At 57.3% G+C, this 22,528-nt stretch carries 17 protein-coding genes; all 17 read right to left on the bottom strand.

Going from position 1 to position 22,528, the window contains the following annotated elements; translation table 11 throughout:
- Positions 1-3 precede the first annotated feature (3 nt).
- Entirely contained in the window at positions 4-3,000 is a 2,997-nt protein-coding gene (locus tag PUV47_RS04270; RefSeq protein WP_274217428.1) for a bifunctional [glutamine synthetase] adenylyltransferase/[glutamine synthetase]-adenylyl-L-tyrosine phosphorylase, read from the bottom strand.
- Positions 2,960-4,432, bottom strand: a complete 1,473-nt coding sequence (locus PUV47_RS04275) for a sensor histidine kinase (RefSeq protein WP_274217224.1) — start codon at positions 4,430-4,432, stop codon at positions 2,960-2,962. The genes PUV47_RS04270 and PUV47_RS04275 overlap by 41 nt, the downstream gene beginning before the upstream one ends.
- Complete coding sequence (locus PUV47_RS04280; protein ID WP_274217225.1) at positions 4,416-5,096, bottom strand: response regulator transcription factor; 681 nt, start codon at positions 5,094-5,096, stop codon at positions 4,416-4,418. The genes PUV47_RS04275 and PUV47_RS04280 overlap by 17 nt, the downstream gene beginning before the upstream one ends.
- Before the next feature lie 206 nt (positions 5,097-5,302).
- A complete protein-coding gene (locus PUV47_RS04285) occupies positions 5,303-6,805 on the bottom strand; it encodes a Do family serine endopeptidase (RefSeq protein WP_274217227.1) in 1,503 nt (500 codons plus the stop codon).
- 158 nt (positions 6,806-6,963) lie between these two features.
- A complete protein-coding gene (locus tag PUV47_RS04290; protein WP_274217228.1) occupies positions 6,964-8,208 on the bottom strand; it encodes a bifunctional alpha/beta hydrolase/OsmC family protein in 1,245 nt (414 codons plus the stop codon).
- Positions 8,209-8,304: 96 nt separating this feature from the next.
- Positions 8,305-8,775 (bottom strand): cytochrome c-type biogenesis protein, encoded by a 471-nt coding sequence (locus tag PUV47_RS04295; protein WP_274217229.1) that lies wholly within the window; start codon positions 8,773-8,775, stop codon positions 8,305-8,307.
- 15 nt (positions 8,776-8,790) lie between these two features.
- The gene (locus tag PUV47_RS04300; RefSeq protein ID WP_274217230.1) at positions 8,791-10,785 is read right to left on the bottom strand and encodes a heme lyase CcmF/NrfE family subunit; all 1,995 of its coding nucleotides are present in this window, start codon (positions 10,783-10,785) and stop codon (positions 8,791-8,793) included.
- A gap of 60 nt (positions 10,786-10,845) precedes the next feature.
- Positions 10,846-11,319 carry a cytochrome c maturation protein CcmE gene (ccmE, locus tag PUV47_RS04305; RefSeq protein WP_274217231.1) on the bottom strand — a complete coding sequence of 158 codons (474 nt, stop codon included), beginning with the start codon at positions 11,317-11,319 and terminating at the stop codon, positions 10,846-10,848.
- 94 nt (positions 11,320-11,413) lie between these two features.
- Positions 11,414-12,580, bottom strand: coding sequence for a c-type cytochrome biogenesis protein CcmI (gene ccmI, locus PUV47_RS04310; RefSeq protein ID WP_337994495.1), 1,167 nt, complete (start codon positions 12,578-12,580; stop codon positions 11,414-11,416).
- Between the two features lie 139 nt (positions 12,581-12,719).
- Positions 12,720-14,123, bottom strand: coding sequence for a hypothetical protein (locus tag PUV47_RS04315; protein WP_274217233.1), 1,404 nt, complete (start codon positions 14,121-14,123; stop codon positions 12,720-12,722).
- Positions 14,124-14,220: 97 nt separating this feature from the next.
- A complete protein-coding gene (locus PUV47_RS04320) occupies positions 14,221-14,559 on the bottom strand; it encodes a hypothetical protein (protein ID WP_274217235.1) in 339 nt (112 codons plus the stop codon).
- A 271-nt stretch (positions 14,560-14,830) separates the two neighbouring features.
- Positions 14,831-16,225, bottom strand: a complete 1,395-nt coding sequence (locus tag PUV47_RS04325; protein WP_274217236.1) for an ATP-binding protein — start codon at positions 16,223-16,225, stop codon at positions 14,831-14,833.
- The gene (locus PUV47_RS04330; RefSeq protein ID WP_274217237.1) at positions 16,218-16,883 is read right to left on the bottom strand and encodes a response regulator transcription factor; all 666 of its coding nucleotides are present in this window, start codon (positions 16,881-16,883) and stop codon (positions 16,218-16,220) included. Before PUV47_RS04330 ends, PUV47_RS04325 begins: the two co-directional genes overlap by 8 nt.
- A gap of 26 nt (positions 16,884-16,909) precedes the next feature.
- Positions 16,910-17,197 (bottom strand): PepSY domain-containing protein, encoded by a 288-nt coding sequence (locus tag PUV47_RS04335; RefSeq protein ID WP_274217238.1) that lies wholly within the window; start codon positions 17,195-17,197, stop codon positions 16,910-16,912.
- 62 nt (positions 17,198-17,259) lie between these two features.
- Positions 17,260-21,165, bottom strand: coding sequence for a baseplate multidomain protein megatron (locus PUV47_RS04340; protein ID WP_274217239.1), 3,906 nt, complete (start codon positions 21,163-21,165; stop codon positions 17,260-17,262).
- Positions 21,153-21,632 (bottom strand): NlpC/P60 family protein, encoded by a 480-nt coding sequence (locus PUV47_RS04345; protein WP_274217240.1) that lies wholly within the window; start codon positions 21,630-21,632, stop codon positions 21,153-21,155. Before PUV47_RS04345 ends, PUV47_RS04340 begins: the two co-directional genes overlap by 13 nt.
- Positions 21,629-22,516: a DUF2163 domain-containing protein gene (locus tag PUV47_RS04350; RefSeq protein ID WP_274217241.1), complete on the bottom strand. Its 888-nt coding sequence runs from the start codon at positions 22,514-22,516 to the stop codon at positions 21,629-21,631. The genes PUV47_RS04345 and PUV47_RS04350 overlap by 4 nt, the downstream gene beginning before the upstream one ends.
- Positions 22,517-22,528 lie beyond the last annotated feature (12 nt).

The raw sequence follows: 22,528 nt of genomic DNA on the forward strand, positions 1-22,528 counted from the left end.
TGTTTAACCGGCGGCCGCCAATGTGACGGGCCCAATGATATCTTCAAAGCACCGGCGCACTTCGACTTGCTGATCTTCCAGAAGGCGGGTCAGCCGCTCGAAGGTGGGCTCCCCGCCCGCCATGACCAGCAGGTCCAGCATGCCCCTTGGGGCTGTGTTCGGGTCGAACTTACCGGATAGAGTGAGCTTCAAGATTTGCGTCAGGGCCTCGTAGAGACGCAATTGCGGCACAAGCACATCCGCATGGCTTTGGTCCAAAACACCTGCCGAGACAGCGGCCTGCAACGCCTGCTCGGTTTTCTGCTTTAGGACCTGCGGATGATCTTTGCCGTGCGCAAGCTGCAGGTACTGTGCGATGAACTCAATGTCTACCAGACCGCCAGAGACCTGCTTCAGATCCCAAGGGCACTTGGCAGGCTTTTCCTTCTGGATGCGCGCACGCATCTCACAGACATCCTTGCGCAGTTTCTCAAGGTCACGGGCACCGGACTTGATGTCCTCTATGCCGCGCTCGATCCGCATGGAAAAACTGTCTGAGTTTGACGCAATCACGCGGGCGCGGGTCAGCGCCATGTGTTCCCAGGTCCAGGCTTCCTTTTGCTGGTACTCCGTGAATGCGGAGAACCTTGTGGCAAGGGGGCCGGAGTTTCCAGAAGGACGCAGTCGAAAATCAACTTCGAACAGAACCCCTTCTGCCGTTGGTGCTGTGAGCGCGCTCACAAGCCGTTGCGTGAGACGGCCAAAATACTGACTTGGCGCAAGCGGTCGGCCTCCATCACTCTCGTAGACCTCCTCTGGCACCTCATAAAGCAGGATAAGATCGAGGTCGGAACTGCAGGTGATTTCGCGCCCACCCAGCTTGCCCATGGCAAGCAGGGCTACTTCGGCACCCGGAAGCTGGCCGTGGGTTTCTTCCAGTTCGGCCTGAACACGGGCAAGCATTTGCTGCAACACCGCCTGTGCCAGATAAGACAGGCATTCTCCCATCTGCAAAGGTGTGATGCTGTCCGTAAGGAGGCGCAGGCCGAGGAGAAACTGCTGCTCCTGAACGAAGATACGTGCCCGGTCCAAAGCTTCCTCGTAGAACCTTGCTTGCCCCAAGGTGGTTTCCAGGCCGGAGACGATCTGGGCCTGTGTGGGCACATCGCCAAAGAAGGCCGGATCAAGCACAGCGTCGAGCACGTGAACCCGGCGGGAGACGATCTCTGCCATGCGCGGCGCCGAGCCCATGACGGTGGCGAGCAGGTTCAACAGATGGGGATTGGAACGCAGCAGGCCAAAAAGCTGAACACCAGCAGGCAACTTGGACAGGAACGCGTTGAAACTCAGTAGTGCGCTATCTGCGTTGTCCGTCTTTGCAAGGGCATCCAGAAGGACCGGGTGCAGTTCGGTAAGGCGCTCACGGGATTTGGCGGTCCGCATGGCTGGATAGCGGCCATAGTGCCATTCACGAATGATGCGAATGGCCTCTGATGGGCGCTTGAAGCCGAGCCGCTCCAGCGTTGCGACCGTATCCGGATCATCGCTGTCCCCGGTGAAGACCAGATTGCCGAGACTGTCAGTCAACTCCGGTTCATTCTCAAACAGGGCTGAATAGTGGTCCTGAACGGTGTTGAATCGCTTCAGGAGCGCTTCTGTAAACTCTTCCAGGGTTGCCAAGCCCAATAGCTTGTAAACCCGCGCCAGCGCGTCTGGGTCCGTTGGCAGAATATGTGTCTGCTCATCGTTCACCATCTGGATGCGATGTTCAACATTGCGCAGGAACGTGTAGGCCTCTGCAAGCTCTTCGCAGGCGCTTGGATCAATCCAGCCGTGCTCCACCAGCCCCTGAAGGGTCACCAACGTCTGACGCGTGCGCAGGTCCGGATTTCTGCCCCCGGCAATGAGCTGCTGGGTCTGGGCAAAGAACTCCACTTCACGAATGCCACCACGGCCCAGTTTCACATTGTGGCCAGCCACGGTGATCTTTCCGAAGCCTTTGTGGGCATGGATCTGGCGCTTGATCGAATGGACATCGGAGATTGCGGCGTAGTCCAGATACTTGCGCCAGATGAAGGGACGAATTTCCTTAAGGAAGATCTCGCCAGCGGCCACGTCGCCGGCGCAGGGGCGGGCCTTGATGAGGGCGGCACGCTCCCAGTTCTGACCCAGGCTCTCGTAGTAAACCAGCGCGGCGGGAACCGAGATCGCAAGCGGCGTAGCGCCCGGGTCGGGCCTTAGCCGAAGATCGGTGCGGAATACATAGCCATCCCCTGTGCGCTCGCTCATCATCTTCACGATGCGGCGGGTCATGCGCACATACTCAACAGGCGGCTCCGCATTGCCCTGCAAGCGACTGAGCTCTGGCTCATAGAAGACAATGAGGTCAATGTCTGAGGAGTAGTTCAGCTCCCCTGCACCGTGCTTGCCCATGGCAAGAATGAAAAAGCCAGCGTCCTTTTCGGGGCGATCTGCATGGACAGGTTCAAACCTGCTGCGGGCCTGAAGATCGCGGTAACACAAGCGAATGCAGGCATTGAGTGAGACGTCGGCAAAATCGGACAACGCGCCCGTCACCATTTCAAGTGGCCAAACGCCGCCCAGGTCTGCCAAGGCGGTGGTCAATGCCAGCTCCTGCTTGGCAAGGCGCAGGACCCGCATGAGGTCGGCTTCACTCGTTGCATGGTCATAGGCATCATGCAGGCAGAGATCGGTAATTATCGCTTCGGGAGAAGAAGTGAGGATGCGCAAGAGACGCTCCACATCCCTCAAGGAAATCTCTTTCAAAAATGGAGAGTTGACGAATACGCCCGTGAGAAAGGACTTCAGCTTTGGATACTCGTCGCAAGCGCTCTGAAAAGCTTCGGCGATCCCGGCCTTTTCAAGGGCTAGCTCAACATCCTTCCAATGCGCTTCTGCCAGTCGCGTGTCATCAGCGACGGGTATCACCTCAAGACGCTCAGCCAGACAGGATTGATCCTCAAGAGGGTGCGCTACTGAGTTCTCTTTGGCCACCGTCATCTCCACCACTGGTACTCTCCCGGGCCAGTGGCAAGACCAAACGTGCGATCAGGCCCGGGTTACCACTGGCAAGCTCCAACTCGCCATGATGGACCCCAGCTACGGCTTTAATCAAGGCCAGACCCAACCCTGACCCCGGCTCGGTGCGGCTATGGTCAAGCCGCACGAAGCGTTCGCAGACCCGCTCGCGCTCGTCTTCCGGAATGCCGGTCCCGTTGTCGGCCACCTCAAGCACCGCTGTTTGATCCCGTGAATACAGGCTTACGTTGACTTCAGATGGCTTGGCCTCGTCGATAGATCCGCCATACTTGAGGGCATTTTCAATAAGGTTGGCAACGGCCTGAGACAGCAGCTGGCGATCGCCAAGGACCACGGTACCCGTGTCGATTGAACTGTGGAAGACTACACCCTGATCTTCGGCAACAGGCTCATAAAGCTCGCAAAGGTCTTCTGCCACACTCGAGAGCGGCAGGTTCTCCATTTTCACGCCTTCAGAACCCGCCTCTACTCGGGCGATTCTCAGCAGAGCATTGAACGTATTGATAAGCTCATCGGTCTCAACAAGTGTCTCTTCCAGCGCACCACGCAGGCCCGCTTCGTCCTTGTGATCACGAAGCGCACCTTCCACGCGGCCACGCATGCGGGTGAGCGGCGTTTTCAGATCATGGGCAATGTTGTCGGAAACATCCTTAAGCCCCCGGAGCAGCTCTTCAATGCGTTCCAGCATCTGGTTGAGACTGATGGCGAGGCGGTCGAATTCGTCGCCGCTGCCTGTTACCTCGATGCGTCGGGACAGATTGCCCGCCATGATCTGCTGACTGCTCTTGGTGATGCCGTCCATTCGGGCAAGCATGCGGCGGCTGATGAAGAACCAGATGGCCGCAGCAAGCACGACCATGCCGACAAGCCAGAGCTTGAGCGCATCTCCCAAAAGGCCATGAAGCCGGTCCTGCTCTTCCAGATCTCGGCCGACGAGAAGACGGAAATTGCCCGGCAGCTTAAAGACCCGCACGACAGCGTTGTAGCTCTTCTCCTGCCCACGGGCGCTCTCATCACTCCGCTCGTTGAGGCGCTGATAATTGACCACGTGGATTTCACCGTCGGCTTTGTCCAGTACGGCGGTGGGAAGGTGGGAAATGTTGCCGGAGATGAGGTTGCCCGCAAAGTCCACAAGAAGGTAGAGGTTTGCGTTGGGCTGACGCACGCGCCGTTCAATGGCTTGAGCAAGGCCGGTGATGCCGCCAAATGCATAGGGCTCGGTCAGCCCGTTGACGTCTGCATCCACCGTTTGAATAACCTGATCTCGCATCAGGTCATCTGTGTTCTTGGAGATGAACAGGAACATGGACAAGGACAGCCCGATGAACACCAGAATGGTGATCATGGACAGTTTGAATGCGGTGGTTTTTACCAGTCTACCGAGCGCCGTCACGGATGGAATACCCTGCCCCGCGTATTGTGTGAAGGAGCGGCACTTCGAAGCCCTTGTCGATCTTTGAACGCAGACGTGAGATGTGAACGTCAATCACATTGGTCTGCGGATCGAAATGATAGTCCCAGACATTTTCCAAAAGCATGGTGCGGGTCACCACCTGTCCGGCGTGTTTCATCAGGTACTCGAGCAGGCGAAATTCGCGAGGTTGAAGGACGATGGGCTGACCGGCACGGGTGACGCTGTGGGCCAGTCTGTCGAGCACCAGATCGCCTACCTTGAGCTGCGTTTCCACCTGACCCGCACTCTGTCGGCGGCCAAGCGCTTCAACGCGCGCCAACAACTCGGAAAAGGCATAGGGCTTTGGCAAATAATCGTCACCACCTGCCCGGAGGCCTTCTACCCTGTCATCCACCTGAGAAAGCGCTGAAAGAATGAGCACCGGCGTATGGTCACCAGAGGCGCGCAGCTCTTCAATGATGGAAAGGCCATCGCGCTTTGGCAGCATGCGGTCTACCACCAGAACATCCCAGGTCTGGGCGAGCGCAAACTCAAGCCCGGCCTCCCCATCAGCGGCATGATCGGGATTATGTCCTGCTTCCTTGAGCGCTTTTACGAGATATTGCGCGGCTTGTATGTCGTCTTCGATGATCAGGATTTTCATAGGGCAAAGGTCCTTTGGGGGAGTCATAGCACCACACCTTTCTCGGGAAAACAGCTTGATTTTATTATTGAGTTGATAGACCCGGCAGATCTCTGCGCATCAGATAGGAAAGAGGAAAACACCTGAGTGGACGCAGGTGTTTTCCTTGAGTGGGTCGGCTCTTCTTTTGTGTCGGGGCCTAAAGAGCCGACCCTGAGCAATGCTGATCAGGCATCCTCAAAAGGGATTGCCACAAACAATGTGTTTTCATTGCTTGTCACACGCAGGAGAACGGCTTTACGGCCTTGTTCTCTGGCGGCCTCTACCTGCTCGGCAACATCAGCAGGAGTAGAGACAGGATGACCAGCGACTGCGGTAATGATTGCGCCTTGGCGCAAACCCTTTTCGGCAGCAGGACTGTCAGGCTCAACGCGGGTGATGACAACACCCTCGCCTTCCAGACCGGCCTCTTTTGCCGTTGCAAGCTCAATGCCCAGACTATCGACAAGTGCCGTCTTGGTGTCCTTGCTGGTTTCGGCGGAAGCAACACTCTCATCTTGCGGGAAGATGCCAAGCTTGACGGTCTTCTCCTGAATCTCGCCATTGCGCCAGTATTCGATCACAACTTCGGACTCTGGACGGTACTCGGCAATGGTTCGGGCAAGCTCACGTGGGCCGTTCACTTCCTTGCCATCAACCTTCAAGATCACGTCGCCAGCTTCGAGGCCGGCAACCGCTGCGGGCGTATCCGGCTGGGTTTCGGCAACCAATGTGCCATCGGTGCTTTCAAGGCCAAGAGACTCAGCGATGTCTTCGGTTACCGGCTGGATTTGAACTCCGAGCCAACCGCGGGTCACTGACCCATCTTCCTTCAGATCCTGAATGATCTTGCTTGCGGTGGAGGCCGGAATTGCGAATGCAATGCCCACATTGCCGCCGCTTGGAGAGATGATGGCGGAGTTGACGCCAATCACTTCACCATTGATGTTGAAGGCCGGGCCACCTGAGTTGCCGCGGTTCACAGAAGCGTCGATCTGGATGAAGTCGTCGTAAAGACTTGCGCCGATGTCACGGCCACGTGCGGAGACGATGCCAGCGGTTACTGTGCCGCCAAGGCCGAATGGGTTACCCACGGCAACAACCCACTCGCCAACCAGCGGCGGCGTGTCGGCAAACGCGACATAGGTGAACTCCTTGTCAGCATCAACCTTGAGAAGCGCAAGGTCCGAACGCTCATCGGAGCCGACCAAGGTGGCTTCATATTCTTCACCGTCATCCGTTACCACGGTGAACTCGGTTCCATCGCCAACAACGTGTTCGTTGGTGACCAGAAAACCGTCTTCAGAGATGAAAAAGCCAGAGCCTTGAGACTGACCGTAGCGCGGGGCACGGCGTTGTTCCTGGTCCCCATCACGCCCCCCACCGAACTCGTCAAAGAAGTGGCGGAACGGATGGTTCTTCGGCAAGTCGCGGAACATGGGCGGAATGCCGCCACGAACAGAAGACTGCTGAATTTCAGTGCGCACGCGCACACTGACAACAGCGGGCTGCACGGCTTCTACAACAGGCGAGAAGTTTGCAATTGCGGGAGCCTCAACGCGAACCGGGTCTGCAAACGCAGGCGCGCTGTTCACTGCGAGTGGCGCAGCAATCGCACCGGTAACAGCAAAAGCGACAGCACCGGTCAGGAGTTTGGAACGAAGGGAAGCTTTGGAATTTGCAAGTTTCATTGAATTCACTTCTGTTGGTCAGTCACAATTGGGGGAAAGAGAGCGCCCTGGGGAGCGGAGCGAAGGCGTCTCTCTTCATCTTGATCAACAAAATGAACTCGCGAACCTTACAGAGACCTATCTGGCAGATTAAGCTTCTGTAATATTCCGCAGGACCATTACGCAGATTGCGGTTCTGCGATCTTGGTAATCACCGCAGCGCTGCTTTCCAGTGTTCTGTGAACTGGGCATTTATCAGCGATTTCGAGCAGCTTTGTCTTTGTTTCTTCATCCAGCTCACCTTCCACATGAATGGTGCGCTCAAACCGGTCAATCTTGCCTGTTTTGCCTTCTGCGACCGCACCGCAGTCCCCGCAGTGGTCAGCAGGCAGCTTTTGATGAGCGACTTCAACGCGAACGCGACCCAGATCAATTTTCTTGAAACCGGCATAAATTCGAAGGGTCATGGACGTGCAGCTTGCCAACGCCACGCTGACAAAGTCATAGGGAGATGGGCCACTGTCCAACCCGCCAACGGATTCAGGTTCATCTGCAATCATGCGATGCGGCCCAACCTTCACCATGTTCTGGAACTTGCCGAGCCCCGTTTCCTCAACAACCGCATTCACGGGTGCATCCGTCACAACCTTTTCGGTCGTGTCATCAATGTAACGGCAGGCCCAACCCGCAATCACCCGTGCCGCATAATCGGCATCTTCTGACTTGGTGAGCAAGTGGTCTGCATTATCAAGAGAGACGAAACTTTTCGGATGTTTGGCCGCCACGAAGATCTCACTGGCGTTATCGATGCCGACCGTTTCATCCAGAGGCGAATGGAGCACAAGAACGGCCTTCTTCAGCTCGCCAATGCGGCCGCGCACATCTTGTTGTTCCAGATCGTCTACAAACTGTTTTTTGATCTTGAATGGTCGTCCGGCCAGATCGACAGTCGCCTCGCCGTGCTCTCGGATGGTATCGAGCGCCACGTGGAAGTTATGCAGCACATGATCTGCCGTTGAGGGCGCCCCAATGGTCGCAACCGCTGTAACCTCCGGGATTTCCTTTGCAACGGCAAGAACTGCCGCGCCGCCAAGGGAATGACCGACAAGAAGCTTTGGAGCTTCGAAGTTCTGGCGCATGTAGTCTGCAGCCAGAAGAAGATCCTGAAGATTGCTGGAGAAGTTGGATGAGGCAAAATCACCGCCACTGCCGCCAAGCCCGGTAAAGTCAAAGCGCAGGACTGCGATGCCGTCATTGGTGAGCGCTTGCGCGATCCGGCGCGCAGCAGAGATATCCTTTGAGCAAGTAAAGCAGTGCGCAAACAGGGCATAGGCGCGCACGGCACCCGCAGGCAAATCCAACCGAGCGGACAGCTCAGCGCCAGAGGATCCTTTAAAACTCAGCTTGATTGGCTTCACACCCATTGTTCTCTCCAGTTCTGATCCGAGCCTGCGGCTTAACAGTTAAGAGAGATACTCCAGATTGAAAGGGTGTAATCAACACGAAATCGCAGAAGCGGTTCACTCTTCCTTGAAAAGCGCTTCAAGCTCTTCCTTTTCCTTTTTGCTCAAGGGTGGCGGAACAATCTCTTTTTCCAGCAGCTTGCGCCGTTTGCGCAAGCTGAAAAAGATCACAGCACCGCCGACCAGAAGGATCAACGGGCCACCTGCCCACAAGAGCCATGTATGCGGGGCAAAGCGCGGCTTCATGAGTACAAACTCGCCGTAGCGGTCCACCAGATAGTTCAGAACTTCCTCGTCGCTATCGCCTTCTTGAAGGCGCTCTCGAACCAACAAACGCAAGTCTTTCGCAAGCTGTGCGTTTGAATCGTCGATGGACTGGTTCTGGCAGACCACACAACGGATCTCCGCGGAAAGGTCCCTCGCCCGCTGCTCCAATGCGGGGTCGTCCAGAACCTCATCCGGATTGACGGCCCAGCTTGGTGTTGCCAGTACCGCCAAAACAGCCAGAGTGCGCAGAAGTATCTTCATGGTCACTGGCTTCCTCTATTCGGCCGGGGTTGCTGCGACAGGGCGCTTGACCGCTTTGCGGGCTGGCTGGGGCGCGCCCACATGGAGCTTGCGGTCAATTAGCGCGATAAAGCCACCCAGCGACATCACCAGTGTCCCGATCCAGATCAAGGTAATCAGCGGCTTGTAGTAGACACGGGTTACGAGTGAGCCGTCATCCATGTTGTCGCCAATGGAAATGTAGACCTGTGAGAAGCCAGAGGTGTAGAGCGCGGCTTCTGTCATGGGCTGCCCACTGACATTGTAAACACGCTTTGAGGGCATCATGGTTGCTGCCACATTGCCATCCTGGCGGAGCGTGAATTGTGCCACGCGCTCCACAAAGTTCGGCCCCCGCTGATCCCATGTTCGATCATAGGTCATGGAGTAGCCCGAGACTTGCTGGGTCTGGCCGGTTTGCATGGTGAGTACGGTCTCGGTCTCAAAGGCCGAAACAGTCACGATGCCAAGCGCCGTCAAACCGATGCCCAAGTGGCCAAGCGACGTTGCATAGACGGTCTTGGGAAGGCCAACGAAACGGCTCCAAGCCTTCTTGAGGCCCACCTTGCGCGGTTTTACGCGGTCCACGATCTCCCAAACAGAACCAAAGATCACCCAGAACGACACACCGAAGCCAAGGGCAGCCAGAATGCCTGTGCCACCCATGAACCAAGCCAGAAGACAGGTCGCAACAAGTGTTACGAAGAACGCCCCGGTCAGGCGCTGGGTTACCCCCCACGCGTCCCCGCGCTTCCAAGCCAAAAGCTGACCAAATGGCATCATGAGCAACACCGGGATCATCAAAGGCCCGAAGGTCAGGTTGAAGAACGGAGGTCCAACAGAAATTTTCTCGCCTGTGAAGGCTTCAAGTGCTAGCGGGTAGAGCGTGCCGAAGAACACGGCAGCCGTTGCCGTTGTCAGGAACAGGTTGTTGAGCACCAACGCCCCTTCACGGCTTACCGGTGCGAACAAGCCACCCGTCTTCAGGAGCGGGGCACGCCATGCAAACAACGTCAAAGATCCACCGACGAACACCATCAGGATGCCAAGGATGAAGAGCCCGCGGGCGGGGTCTACGGCGAACGCGTGAACGGATGTGAGAACACCGGAGCGTACGAGGAAGGTGCCCAGAAGGGACAGCGAGAAGGTCAGCAGTGCCAGGAAAATGGTCCAGACCTTCAACGCATCACGCTTTTCCATGACGATGGCAGAGTGCAGCAGCGCCGTACCTGTGAGCCACGGCATGAAGGAGGCGTTCTCGACCGGGTCCCAGAACCACCAGCCGCCCCAGCCTAGCTCATAGTAGGCCCAGTAGGAGCCCATGGCGATGCCGAGGGTCAGAAAAATCCATGAGACGAGCACCCACGGGCGCACCCAACGGGCCCAAGCAGCATCGATACGGCCAATAAGCAGCGCAGCAATGGCGAAGGAAAAGACAATGGAAAAGCCCACATAGCCGACGTAAAGCAGCGGCGGGTGGATGGCGAGGCCAATGTCCTGCAACATTGGGTTGAGGTCGCGGCCTTCCATGGGGGCCGGAGCCACGCGCAAGAACGGGTTTGAGGTGAAAACCACGAAGATCAGGAAGGCAAAGCTGACCCAGCCTTGCGCCCCGAGTGTCGCTGCGCGCAGCTGTGTCGGCAGGTTTCGGCTGAATGCCGCCACCAGTGCACCAAACAGCACAAGGATCAGCACCCAGAGCAGGATCGAGCCTTCATGGTTGCCCCAAACCCCTGAGAACTTATAGATCAGCGGCTTGTCTGAGTGAGAGTTCTCGATCACGTTGAGCACCGAGAAATCCGAGGTCAGGTAAGCATGGGTAAGTGCTGCGAAGGAAATGAGAACCAAAACAAACTGGGCATTTGCCAGTGGCGGTGCCACTGCCATCATGCGCTGATCGTTCTTCAGTGCCCCCCAAACCGGAAACACACTTTGAACCACTGAGGCGATGAGCGCCAAGATCAGAGCAAAGTGCCCAATTTCAATAATCATCTCAATTCCTTGTCTTCACTCAGAACGGTCACGGCGGCCTTGTTGGGGCCAGAAAATGGCTTAGTAGGACTTGCTGCTGCCATAACTGGCTGCGCCTTGTTCCTCTTCCATCCAGTGTCCGCTATCTTCAAGGGCCTGCTTTACTTCTTTTGGAATGTAGTTCTCATCGTGCTTGGCAAGAACCTGATCGGCCTGAAACACGCCGTTCGGGTCAATGTACCCTTCAGCCACGATACCCTGCCCTTCGCGGAACAGATCCGGCAACAGGCCGGTATAGGACACGGCAACGGTCTCGACTTCATCTGTCACGATGAAAGACACTTGCGCGTTGTCGCCTTGCACGACGGAGCCGTCCTTGACGAGACCACCCAAGCGAATGCGCTCGCCTGCCGGGATCTGGTTCTCTGCAATATCAGAGGGGCTCTGGAAGAACACAATCTGATCGTTCAGCGCATAAAGCACCAACCCAGCCGCTGTGGCCAACACAACGCCCGCCAGACCAATCAGCGTTAACCGTCTTTGTTTTCTCGTCATCGCTCTCAATAAGTTAGGCTGCCTTTACACCCGCAGCCATGCCTCTCATGCCCGGTGCCCACACGGGGCCACACCAATCTATTTAGAACTATTCTTAGTTCAAGCCCAGTGTCTGAGCCAATGCGTCCAATTGCTCCAGCCCGCCCTGATCTGCTTTCAGGTCCTCACGTGCTGCCAGCAGCATTTCCTGAGCCTTGCCCTCTTCGCCAATAACGATGAGAGACCGCACCAGACGGCCCCACTCAGCGGCGGACCCTCCATCTTCAGTCAGGCGCAGTTCAAGCCCTTCTACCATGCCACGGATCATGGCCTGACGGTCTTCAGCGGTCATTTCCTGAGCTGCGGCGATTTCTTCCGCGCTCGGTCCGGAAAGTGCTTCAGCGCCTTCCTGAGGTGCTGGCGCGGTTGCCAGTGCGGATGACTGCGGCTCGTTGGTTTGGCCGCGCAACTCGTTCAGCTGCGCCTGTGCTACAGGCACCCACGGCTCGTTTTCATCCGCTTCTTCAAGCAACGCGGTCCAAGCGGCAATGGCCGCCTCGTTTTCCTGACGCTGGCCAAGCGCAAGCGCAAGGTAGAATTTCGGTTTGATCTGGTCTGGGGCGGCGGCGCTTGCACGCTGCATCATGGCTTCCGCTTCCGCGCTGATCTGGCCTTGCGCGGCAAAAATCATGTTTTCCGCCCGCGCCAATTCCAGTTCAGGATTAGGTCCAATGATGCGAATGGCCTCGCCATAAGCCGCCTGTGCCTTATCATAGGCGCCAATGCGGGAATAAACCGGTGCAAGTACAAGCCAGCCCTGCGCATCATCCGGGTTGGCGACCAGATGCTCTTCGGTTCGGGTAATCAACTGTTCCAGATTGGGTTCACGCTGGATCTGAGCAAGACGCTCCGCCAGCGGTTGGTCCGGCACGCCCGGAGCCCCCACGTAAAAGTAAAGTGCCAGTGCCGACAGCGGCAGAAAGACGATAATCGCAAGCCGCACCCAAATGGCACTTGCCGGGCTGATGCTTTTCTTTGCGCGCTGTTCTGCCTGTCGGCTTGCAGCAAGCAAGCGGCGGGAGATCTCAGTGCGCGCCGCTTCGGCCATCTCCGGAGAGATCGCACCAGTTCGCGCATCGTCTTCGACTTCAGTCAGCTGCTGCCGGAAAACCAGAACATCATTGTCTTCGCGTTCCGGCTTGTTGCGAGAACGAGAAACGGCGACAAGCACGGACAGTGAGACTGCCGCAGTCATAAGGGCTAGTACGATCCAAAACATCATAGCGGTGCAATAGACAGACTCGTGAGCGTTTAGGCAACATGCCCAACACTGCGACCAGCGGTCGCAGGCTCAATATGGTACCTTAAGCAGAAGCACGCAATCCTTGCCGCACAGGTATTTTTACAGATTTTTCATTAGGTTATGCAGCAGCCTTTTGGGCTGCACGGCGCCGCTTCATCATCAGGCTACCGTATTCATTTCCAAAACAATTTTCTCCAAGGGCGACCAGACAGTCGAACGCGCGCACCTCTTTGTGATCATCTTGCAAGTTCTGAGACTGAATCTGTGACAGCAGCTTGTTGCTTCGGCCTTCAAAGTATTGCTCGATCTTGCGGCTCAGCGGCAATGAAGCCTCTGATAAGCCAAGAGTTTGTGCATAACCCGGCATAAGATCGCCCACCTTTAGAACACGGATCGCGTTGCGCAGAGATTTGCGCTCCCCGCTCCCTTTGGCGCGCGCCTCATCAAGTGCGGCATCCATGCTCCCAATGGTGTTTTCTATGTCCTCACGCACCATCTTGGTGATGAATGCTCTTGTCTGCTCAAACACGCGGGACCAGTGCTTGCTTTTTTGGAAATCCGTCAGAAGCAAGATGTCTTCCAGAGACTTCAGTGCTTCTCGGAGGGCTTCCGGATAGCCCAACTCGCAGAACGGAGCTGCCTTCCAGTTCTCAACACCTTGTATCTGGCGGGCAAACTCGCAAAGGGCGTGGGAGACAAGCGGCTTGAAAGTGCTTTCCTCAACCACCCGAATATCTCGGGAGCTGCACATGTCCATGGCCAGCTCGATCAATGCGGCAGCCTGCTGCCCCCGTCGGTTGATCAAGAGGCTGGCCACATAATTGATGTCGCCGGGGTGTTTTTGCAAATACTCCCTCAGGTAACGGATGGCCTTCATGCTGAAAAGGTCGTTCTCGTCCTTTTCGAGCGGCGGCAACTCGTCCATCAGAACCCGCAGGCGCTCTGAAGCCTCAAAGATCTTGAGTGCGTCCTCCAGCTCCTCCAGATACCGCTCCCCGCCCAGTCGGCGCCGCAGCTTGCGGTGCTCGCTCATGGACGCATCGGCAGCCTTGATCTGTTCTTTTGCCGCTTTGACCACTTGCTTGCGCAGCTCAGCCGCCAACGACTGGAGGAATGCATCTTCCTCCATGTCCAGCTCGTCATGCCAACCTTTCATGGCGTGCCGACATTGCTCGATTTCGCTTTTCAGAAGCTCATCTTCCAGATAGCGCCAAAACCCATCCAGAAAGCCGCGCTCAATCAGACCTTGAGTCTTGACCGGCATGTGCTCATTGATGAAAAACGGCTGCAACGGAGAGAAGACGGCGCGCTGTAGGGGCGAAGACCTGTAGCCCATGCGACGTGCGGAGGATGTTTTTCGGATCAACCCTTGGGCCATAGGCAGAACAAGGGCGCTATTGGTCAGCTGCGTGCCCTTGGCTTCGGAGGCCTCGATTGAGCGCACAAGCATGCGAAGGGCCTTGGGCGACAGTCCCCCAAGAAACTCCGAGAGCTTTTCCGACTTCAATTGTGCATTAGGCATATACACTCATCCTGAAACTTGGATTGAGTATAATCTGATCGAATTACTTAAGGATTAAGAAAGGAAGATATCCCCGGGACGCACATGGCGCGCCCTCTTAATTCAACAGGGTCCAATTCTTACCCGTTTTACATGCAGCGCCATTAAACACCATCTTCTGCTGCTCGATGGTGATGGCGTGAGAGTAATCACGGCATTGGGTTTCATTCACGAAATAAATCGGACCTGAACGCACCGAACCCTCCGCTTCCGAACGACGGCTGGTCCATTCAACAAGACCGCCAATATCGTTAGAATTCAGAGCAGCTGTCTGCGCCCTCTCCGCCATCGTCAAATCGCGTGAAGCAAGCAAGCTCTGCAGCTCTTCAGAGATGATACCGTTGATGGCCTCTTGTCCTTGCGTTTCAGCAGACTGTGACGCCCAGAAACCGACCATGCTGGTTTCCCCAGCATCATCCGATCCCGTGGTGCCACAACTTGCAAGAGCAAGACACATTGAAAGGCACAGGCCGATCCGAACCATGGTGCGCAGCCGAAGGCTCCCCTGTTACGCTCTACCAACCCTGAAAACGGTTTGGTTTGTTTTTCCGTTCAAGTCCCGAATTCATATTGAGGGGCATATGCCTATAAGTGCAACTAGGACGCAACCCAACAAAATCACTAGACGAATTTATCTTTATCGCTCCAGATTAATCGCGCAAGCCCCCTCAGGATTTAAGGCCCGGCAGTGTAACGATCGCCTTAAGACCGCCCAATTTACTCTTCTCAAGCTCGAAGCTGCCGCCGTAAACGCCTACAAGATCAACAATAATCGATAATCCGAGTCCCGATCCAGGAACGCTTTCATCCAGTCGCTTGCCCCTTCGCAGTGCTTCCTTACGTTGAATCTCAGTCAATCCGGGCCCATTGTCCTCCACAGTTAGGCGGATCATGTCCCGTGTTGAGCCCTGCATTTCAACAAATTCACAGCGAACTGCGACTTTCCCGTCACACCATTTGCAGGCGTTGTCGATCAGATTCCCGGCAACTTCTTCCAGATCTGGTTGCTCCCCTCGGAATCTCAGCTCCTCAGGCAGGTGACTGTCGATCTCCAGATCCTTGTCCCGATAGATCTTCTCCATGGCCCGAGTGAGGCGTGAGAGCACCGGTGCCACTTCGCAGGACACACCAATCACCCGGCGTTGCGCAGCCATGCGCGCCCGCTCCAGATAGTGTGTCACCTGATCCTTCATAAGGTTGGCTTGCTCTTCCACCTTGTGAGCAAAGCGGCTGTCTTCGCTGCGCGCCTCATTCAAGATCACAGAGAGCGGTGTTTTAAGCCCATGAGCCAGATTACCCACGTGGGTTCTGGAGCGTTCCACGATCTCCTGATTGGACTTGATAAGCGCATTGAGTTCCTCTGCCAGCGGCTTGAGTTCCCGCGGCAGGTCTTCGTCGATGGCCTCTGCATCGCCGCGCCGCACTGCTGCCAGAGAGGCCTGCAGGTTCGTAACCGGCCACAAGCCATAGCGCACCTGAAGCACAATTGCAGCGACCAGTCCCAGCCCCAAAATGCCCAGAGTCGCAGCAGCAAGCTGCGCGAAAGATGTGGTGCGTTGATCCACTTCACTGGTGCTGCCTGCCACTGCGATCAGATAGCTTGACCCATCTGAAAACCCGATGGTGTCCCACTGCACCCTCAGCTGCTGCCCTGCGGGGCCCGTGGTGTAAAACTGCTTTTCAACCTGCTTTTCCGGCTCTTCGAACTCTAGCCTGTCACCAAACAGGGACACACTGTCGTAAATCACCACACTGGGGTCAGCGGCATCGCGAATGGTCCAATACCAGCCGCTCAGAGGCAGGTCGAACCGGGCTTCGCCCAGCGCGGCTGGTCGTTCTGGCTTGTCCGGCATGTTTCTGGCAATGGAACCAATGATGGACGTCATATGCACGTCCAGCCGATCATCCAAAGCTTCAATGCTCGACTTTTGAAAGAGCGCGACCAGCACACCGCCTGCAATGATGAGCGTGAAGAAAGACCACAGGGCCGCAACGAGAATAAGGCGTATGGACAGCGCCATACGCCTTTTCTTTTTCACCTCAGGGGCATGTGTCTCAGCCATTTTCATCCTGAATGCGATAGCCGAGCCCCCGGACAGTCTCGATGAAATCCGAGCCGAACTTCTTGCGCAGACGCCCCACAAACACCTCGATGGTGTTGGAGTCCCTGTCGAAATCCTGATCGTAGAGATGTTCCACAAGCTCCGTTCGCGATATCACCCGCCCCTTGTGCATCATCAGATAGGCGATGAGGCGCAGCTCGTGGGAGGTCAGCTTGACGGCAGAGCCGCCTTTGGTCACCCGCCCCGCTTTCACATCAAGAACAACATCGCCAATGGACACCTCGTTGGAGGCATGGCCTGCGGCGCGGCGTACCAGAGCGCGTACACGGGCCAGAACTTCTTCCATGTGGAATGGCTTTGCCACGTAATCGTCGGCGCCGGCATCAATGCCAGCCACCTTGTCACTCCAGCGGTCACGAGCGGTCAGGATGATCACCGGCATGGCTCTGCCATCCCGGCGCCAGCGTTCCAGAACACTCAGGCCATCCATTTGCGGCAGGCCAATGTCCAGCACCACCGCGTCATAGGGTTCGGTATCTCCGAGGAAATGGCCTTCTTCGCCATCGAACGCCTTGTCGACCACATAACCAGCATCTTCAAATGCTTCAGAAAGCTGACGGTTCAGGTCCTGATCGTCTTCAACCACGAGCAATCGCATGAAATAACTCCAGCCACGCCGGTGGCTTATCTTCCGGTTTTTGCATCAACGGTGATCTGCCGCACTTGCCCGTTCTGAAGAACGGAAAGCACGTAGACCAGACGCCCGCCTTGTTGGCACAGCTTGGCATCCACGATCTTGCCACTTATGCCGAGGGATCCCAGCGCGCGCGCCTGCCCGCTGTTGACCGCAGACCGCGCCTCACCCGCAGACAGGCACTGCGCAGCCACTGCTGAGGGCGCAAGTGGCACTGCCAGCATAACGCCCAGCGCGACCACCGCCAATTTGTGTTGTAAAAACCAGAGCTTCATCATGAGCCCTGTTTTAATGCAGGTTGGCTGAACATGAAATGAACACACCTTTCATGAAGGGCTGATTACGGCATAATTTCGACAGCTTTGCTGGTTGCTTTTCCACTTCCCACAGTATTTGAGAGCTGAGCAACTGTAATCACCAGCCACTCCCCCGCCGCAATCGAATCGTCTGCTTGCATGGCGGTTGTATAAGTCCATCGCGGCGCGGTCACCTCAACTTCTCGGCGAAGATCCCCGGATTGCGTCTCAACGCGCACCCGGTAGGCTTCTTGTACCTCGCCGACCGGCACTTGTGCCAAGGCCCAGTTGTCTCCGTTCAACCGCGTCCGGCGCACCCATGACACCTCGATATCACCAAGGCCGGATTGCTGGGCCTTCAAATGAACCGGTGAGAGCGGGCGCAATGCAATGCCTGTGCCTTCGTAGGATTTGTCCACTTTAAGGGCGCTGTTGAACGCTTCTCCCGCAGGCAGAATGCGATAGTAAAAAGCGCGTTGAAGGGCTTCCTCAGAAAATGGCAGGCGCTCCACCGCTTCATTGAGGAGCAAAAAACCTGAGCCTTCTGGAGCACCCAGCTGAGCAAGGTGCTCCGTGCCTTGCTGGCCGCGCAGCAGGCCCGTCAGCTGGTAGGTATTGACTGCGATGAGCTCCGCCTCTTGAAACTGAAGAAGCTCCCACTCCCCGTGTTGAACCTCGACCGCGCACAGGTTTGCCCCGCTCAGCACGTCCATTGGGTCTGCGGATTGCAGTGCCCCTGTCAGCTCGGTGACAATAAGGCGTGATTGGGTGTCCCACCGCCAAACCGGACCGGCAGGCAAAGGCGCAGAAAGCCGCCCCATGGTGGCCGGTGTGGCGACCTCGGTTATAAAGTCGTAGGAGGCCCCGGAGCTGCTGCGATAAACCTGCGCAGGCCCGGGCCACGGATCCCCGTGGACCGCGATCACCGGATGGCCATCATCTGCCCCGTCCCGGAAGCGGGGCAAATCGGCAATCACAACGGTTGGGGGCCCCACCCGCGCACCGTTAAACGCAGTTCTCTTTTCGAGACCGGGCACACCGTTGGAAGTCGCTTTCGGCTCTTGGCTTACCTGCCGCGCATCCACTTCCAGCGCGTCGCCCCAGGTAAGCCGCTCCACCCGGTATCTCACCTGATCATGCGCGCCATCAACCAGATCAGCGCCAAGGCGCACCACGTCACCGGGTGTCACATGGGCGTGACGAGGAGACAGAATGAAACGCGCGGTTTCCTTTTCCTGCCACAGGCTCTGCATCTGCTTTTCGCAGAGCATTTGCAAGGTCTCGGCCCCCGCCGAGATTTGAAGCGATTGGGTCAGCACACGTGCACCTGACGCTTCTCCATATCGGGTGGCGACAGAAACACGGGCATAGTCCTGATAGGGATCATAGCCACTGAGCCGAAGTTCTGCGGGCAAGTCGGCGCTGTTGGATCGTTGCAAGGTAAGAGGCGCTTCCCCTTCCCGCGTGACCACCAGGTCGCCAAGCCCCAGTGTCTCGGTGTCGGCCCCAGTCCCTGTCCCTGTCCCCGTCCCCGGCCCAGACCCGGACCATTTGCTGCGCAGCGCAAGCTGAACCCCCTCATCGGCCATCACCAGCCCCAGCACGCTCATCAACGGTTCAAGCACACTCCGGACAGAGGTAATGCCGGGCACAACCAGCCCGTCCAGTGTGGCGGCGGCCTCTTCCAGGCGCACTGCGTCCTCGGGTATCCCGAAGTCTTTCACCAGTTGCCGCAGCAGCCCTTTCGCAGAGACCCCGCCAAGGCGGCCATTCAGCCAGTGTCCGCGATACCAGTTGATGCCATCGGACCATTCGCCGGTGTATTTTGGAAAGGCCGGGAATGGGCGCGCATCCCATGTCCAAAGAAAGATCCCGTCAGGATCCACCATTGGTCCGCCATACACGGCGGATGTGGGGTTCTCTCCCATCTCCAAGTCGGGATGGCCTGCACTGAACGTGCTCAGCACCGCCTCAAGCGCCCGGCGCTGTACCAGATCATCACGGGCACCGCTGGAAAAGTGAGGCAGCGCGCTTTCCGAGGATTTCTCATCATAGAATACGTTGGGCTGGTTTGCGCTCAAGTCCACGGCCGGAAAGCCCAGCTCCGTCAGCCAAATTGGCTTGGATTGCGGCACCCACGGGGTTGGCGCGCTCAGCTCCACGCCATTTGCGCGCTCCACATGCGCCTCACTCCACCAGCTTTTCAGGTCCTTGGAGCGGTAGACCCACGGCTTGCCATAGGCACCGTCGGTGATGGTCGTTCTTTGCCTCGCAACGCGGTCCGCCGCGCTTTCATAGTACCAATCGTGGTACTCCCCGCTTGAAAGGCCCTCACGCAGCAGCGCCGGGTTATAGCGGGCTTCAGCACTCTCGCTCCCTCTCTGGTCAGTCAGGGGCACATACCAGTCGATCCCCACCACATCGATTTCTGCATGGGCCCAAAGCGGGTCCAGAGGAAAGCGCAGCTCTCCATTTCGTGGAACGAAGCTGCCATATTCCGACCAATCGGCAGCGTAGGATAGAGTGGTATCGTCCCCGAGTTTCGCCCGCACTTCGCCCGCCAACGCCATCAGCGCCTCGACAAACGGAAACACGCCTGAGCTGGAATAGATACGCGTCAGGTTCTTCAGCTCCGTTCCGATGAGAAATGCATCCACGCCGCCAGCAGAGACGGCAAGGTCGGCGTGATGATGGATGAACCGGCGGTAACCTGCCTCATCAACCGTGCCGACAAACCGGTCCACTTCCGTTCGGGCGGCTTCACTTCCCTGCGGCGTTCCGGCCATATCGGCGGCAAGCGAAGTGGTCAGCCGTCCGCGCCATGGGTGCGCCGCCTGTTCACTACCACCATATGGGTCGGGCAAGCCGTTTCCCTCAGGGATATCCATCAGGATAAACGGATAGAGCATCACCTTCAGGCCGCGCCTTTTCAGTTCTGCAATGGCCTCTCTTACCGAGGCATCCGAGGGTGTGCCGCCATAGGCCGGGCGGCCCTCCACATCAGAAACTACTGGCGCTGTTGCACGCGTATATCCAGCCACTTGCCAGTCTTGCGGCCACGTATTTCGGTTCTTGTAGGTCACTTTCGGTTCCAGCTGGCATTCCCCGCAGCGCAGGTCATTTCCAAACCAGCTCACCACCAGAGCTACCGTTTCAAGGTTCGGGCAAAGCGCCTGCAGTTCGTCCAGAGACGCAGCAAGATCGCTCCCTGCACTCTTGCAGTGACGGTTCAAGGTGCGTGTCGCCCCCGGCCCGGTTTCGCTCAGCACTTCCGTTGTGGCGTAGATGAACTCGTCGGCTCCGGGGATCAGCGTGATGCCGCGCACCATGGGCTCCAACGGCTCTACCGCCCGGATCACTTCAAAGGAGATCTGCGGCAAACGGTTGCCATAGGCTTCCAGCGGCAAGCGTTCAAAAACCACATAGGCCAGTCCGCGATAGGCGGGCGCGGTTCCCTGTTTGGCTTCGACCAGCGGATCCGGCAGCTGGTCGGACGTGCCCTTGTAAATGCGCATATTCACGCTTTGCCGGTCCAGCAACTTGCCATCCACCCAGATGCGACGGACATCCGCTATCGGCCCTTCACACAGACCAATGGCAAAATTGGCGAAGTAGCTGTGGGTCGTCACTGTGGTAGAACTGCCGCCGCCGCCCTTTCCGCCGCCGTGCTTTTCCCGCGATACCACTTCTTCAAATCGGGTTGCCCAGATGACCTCGCCCGACACCCGTGCGCGGCCATAGACCCTTGGAATGCTCTGGCCTTGCGAGGAGGTTTGCAAATGCACATCGCCAATCCGGCCGCGCTCCACTTCCCGGCTTTCGCCAAACACAGCGTTGTCGATCACCGCGCCGCCCAGCGCGCCAATGGCTTGCCCGATGAGAGCGCCAAAAGGACCAGCCACAGCGCCGCCAATAGCAGAGCCAACGCCGGAAAGGATCATGGTTGCCATTCGCCAACCTCTCCTTGGTGTTTTTGTGTTTCGGGAAAAGCAAACCGCGCTGCGATGCGGTTCTTCCATGTGGGCACCAGCGCACTTTCCACTGTGCCCACCGCTTCATAGGCGTGAATGAACCGGTCTGGTCCAGACATGATGCCAATGTGCTTGCAGGGGCATTCTGCCCGCCAGCGAAACAACAGGATATCGCCGTATTCCGGCTCGTTTCCGTAGCGTTCCACCAGGTAGTGGCGCGCTGCCGCAAGCAACGTGTCCCGGTCGCTCACCTCAGCCCATTCCGGCGCATAGAACGGCAGGCGCATGGGTTCGGCGCCATAAAAGATGCGATAGAGCCCGCGCAGCAGTCCCAGGCAATCACAGCCCACTCCTTTAAGTGAGCCGCGATGAATGTAGGGTGTGCCCAGCCACTCCCGTGCCTCGTTGGCAACCAGAACCGGCGGTACGATACGTTCAGTGATCACAGCGCCCCTCCGGTGTTTTCACCCGTGTCGCGCTTTGGTCCCCACAGCACGAAGTCATTGCCGGGCATGTGAGGAAAGCCGCGAAAGTTCAGCGTGTTCTGAAACTTCTTCTGGCAGGTCTCGAAGGTCTTGTCGCAGCCTGCCTTAAGGGTCAGGCTTTCGCCCTGTTTCAAGTAGGTTTCCACGGGCCGGGTCAGCACCAACAGGTCTTTAGAGCCCTGCTTTTCATGGCGCAGAACCGTAAAACTCACCCCACCACCGACCGTTTCCTTGGTCAGCGCGCCGCCAGCGGCCCAACCTTCCTCAAAATCTTCGGCCCCGGAGACAAGCACCTCCATGCCGTCTGTCACCTCAAGCACCGAAACGGACCGTTTGTAGCGCGCCTCATCAAGGTTCACCGTGCAGGCATCATCCCCAACCTGTGCCGCGCAGCGCTCGGAATAGACCCGCCCTTTGTCCTCGGCAAAAAGATCCAGCAGGGTGCGCAGTTCGGCGCGAAACAGCAGCCCATCGCGGGTCACTTCCCCAATCCGGGCTTTCATCAGGACCGCGTGCTGGTCCTCTGGCGCTTGCCAGTTCACCAGATACACCGTCACGGCGGCCCCGTCCCAAAGCCCTGCGGCAAGCTCTGCTTCATCCAGCGTGTCCGCTGAAAGCGCGCCTGTCACCTCCTGCGACCCCACGGCAAAGCCATCGGAAAGCTCCGTTGCACTTTCCAACAGACCAAGCCCGGGGTCATAAGTTTGCCCCCCAAACTGCAGCGGGCGGTCGTGACTGGTAAACCCCAGCCGCACACCATCCTTGCGCTCAAACAGCCAACTGGTGGCCAGTGTCCACTCATCCCCGGCAAGGTGCGCTTTCAGGGCCTCAGGTAGAACTCTCATGGTCGTTTCCTT

Source organism: Pseudovibrio exalbescens (assembly GCF_028737195.1).
Taxonomy (GTDB): Bacteria; Pseudomonadota; Alphaproteobacteria; order Rhizobiales; family Stappiaceae; genus Pseudovibrio; species Pseudovibrio zosterae.

Excerpts from the sequence above, each read along its gene's own strand:
- PUV47_RS04295 (WP_274217229.1), bottom strand. The coding sequence starts at position 8,775 with ATGAAGATACTTCTGCGCACTCTGGCTGTTTTGGCGGTACTGGCAACA.
- PUV47_RS04270 (WP_274217428.1), bottom strand. The coding sequence starts at position 3,000 with ATGACGGTGGCCAAAGAGAACTCAGTAGCGCACCCTCTTGAGGATCAA.
- PUV47_RS04350 (WP_274217241.1), bottom strand. The coding sequence starts at position 22,516 with ATGAGAGTTCTACCTGAGGCCCTGAAAGCGCACCTTGCCGGGGATGAG.
- PUV47_RS04325 (WP_274217236.1), bottom strand. The coding sequence starts at position 16,225 with ATGGCTGAGACACATGCCCCTGAGGTGAAAAAGAAAAGGCGTATGGCG.
- PUV47_RS04280 (WP_274217225.1), bottom strand. The coding sequence starts at position 5,096 with ATGAAAATCCTGATCATCGAAGACGACATACAAGCCGCGCAATATCTC.
- ccmE (WP_274217231.1), bottom strand. The coding sequence starts at position 11,319 with ATGACGAGAAAACAAAGACGGTTAACGCTGATTGGTCTGGCGGGCGTT.
- PUV47_RS04300 (WP_274217230.1), bottom strand. The coding sequence starts at position 10,785 with ATGATTATTGAAATTGGGCACTTTGCTCTGATCTTGGCGCTCATCGCC.
- PUV47_RS04340 (WP_274217239.1), bottom strand. The coding sequence starts at position 21,165 with ATGGCAACCATGATCCTTTCCGGCGTTGGCTCTGCTATTGGCGGCGCT.
- PUV47_RS04290 (WP_274217228.1), bottom strand. The coding sequence starts at position 8,208 with ATGGGTGTGAAGCCAATCAAGCTGAGTTTTAAAGGATCCTCTGGCGCT.
- PUV47_RS04285 (WP_274217227.1), bottom strand. The coding sequence starts at position 6,805 with ATGAAACTTGCAAATTCCAAAGCTTCCCTTCGTTCCAAACTCCTGACC.
- ccmI (WP_337994495.1), bottom strand. The coding sequence starts at position 12,580 with ATGATGTTTTGGATCGTACTAGCCCTTATGACTGCGGCAGTCTCACTG.
- PUV47_RS04320 (WP_274217235.1), bottom strand. The coding sequence starts at position 14,559 with ATGGTCGGTTTCTGGGCGTCACAGTCTGCTGAAACGCAAGGACAAGAG.
- PUV47_RS04330 (WP_274217237.1), bottom strand. The coding sequence starts at position 16,883 with ATGCGATTGCTCGTGGTTGAAGACGATCAGGACCTGAACCGTCAGCTT.
- PUV47_RS04315 (WP_274217233.1), bottom strand. The coding sequence starts at position 14,123 with ATGCCTAATGCACAATTGAAGTCGGAAAAGCTCTCGGAGTTTCTTGGG.
- PUV47_RS04335 (WP_274217238.1), bottom strand. The coding sequence starts at position 17,197 with ATGATGAAGCTCTGGTTTTTACAACACAAATTGGCGGTGGTCGCGCTG.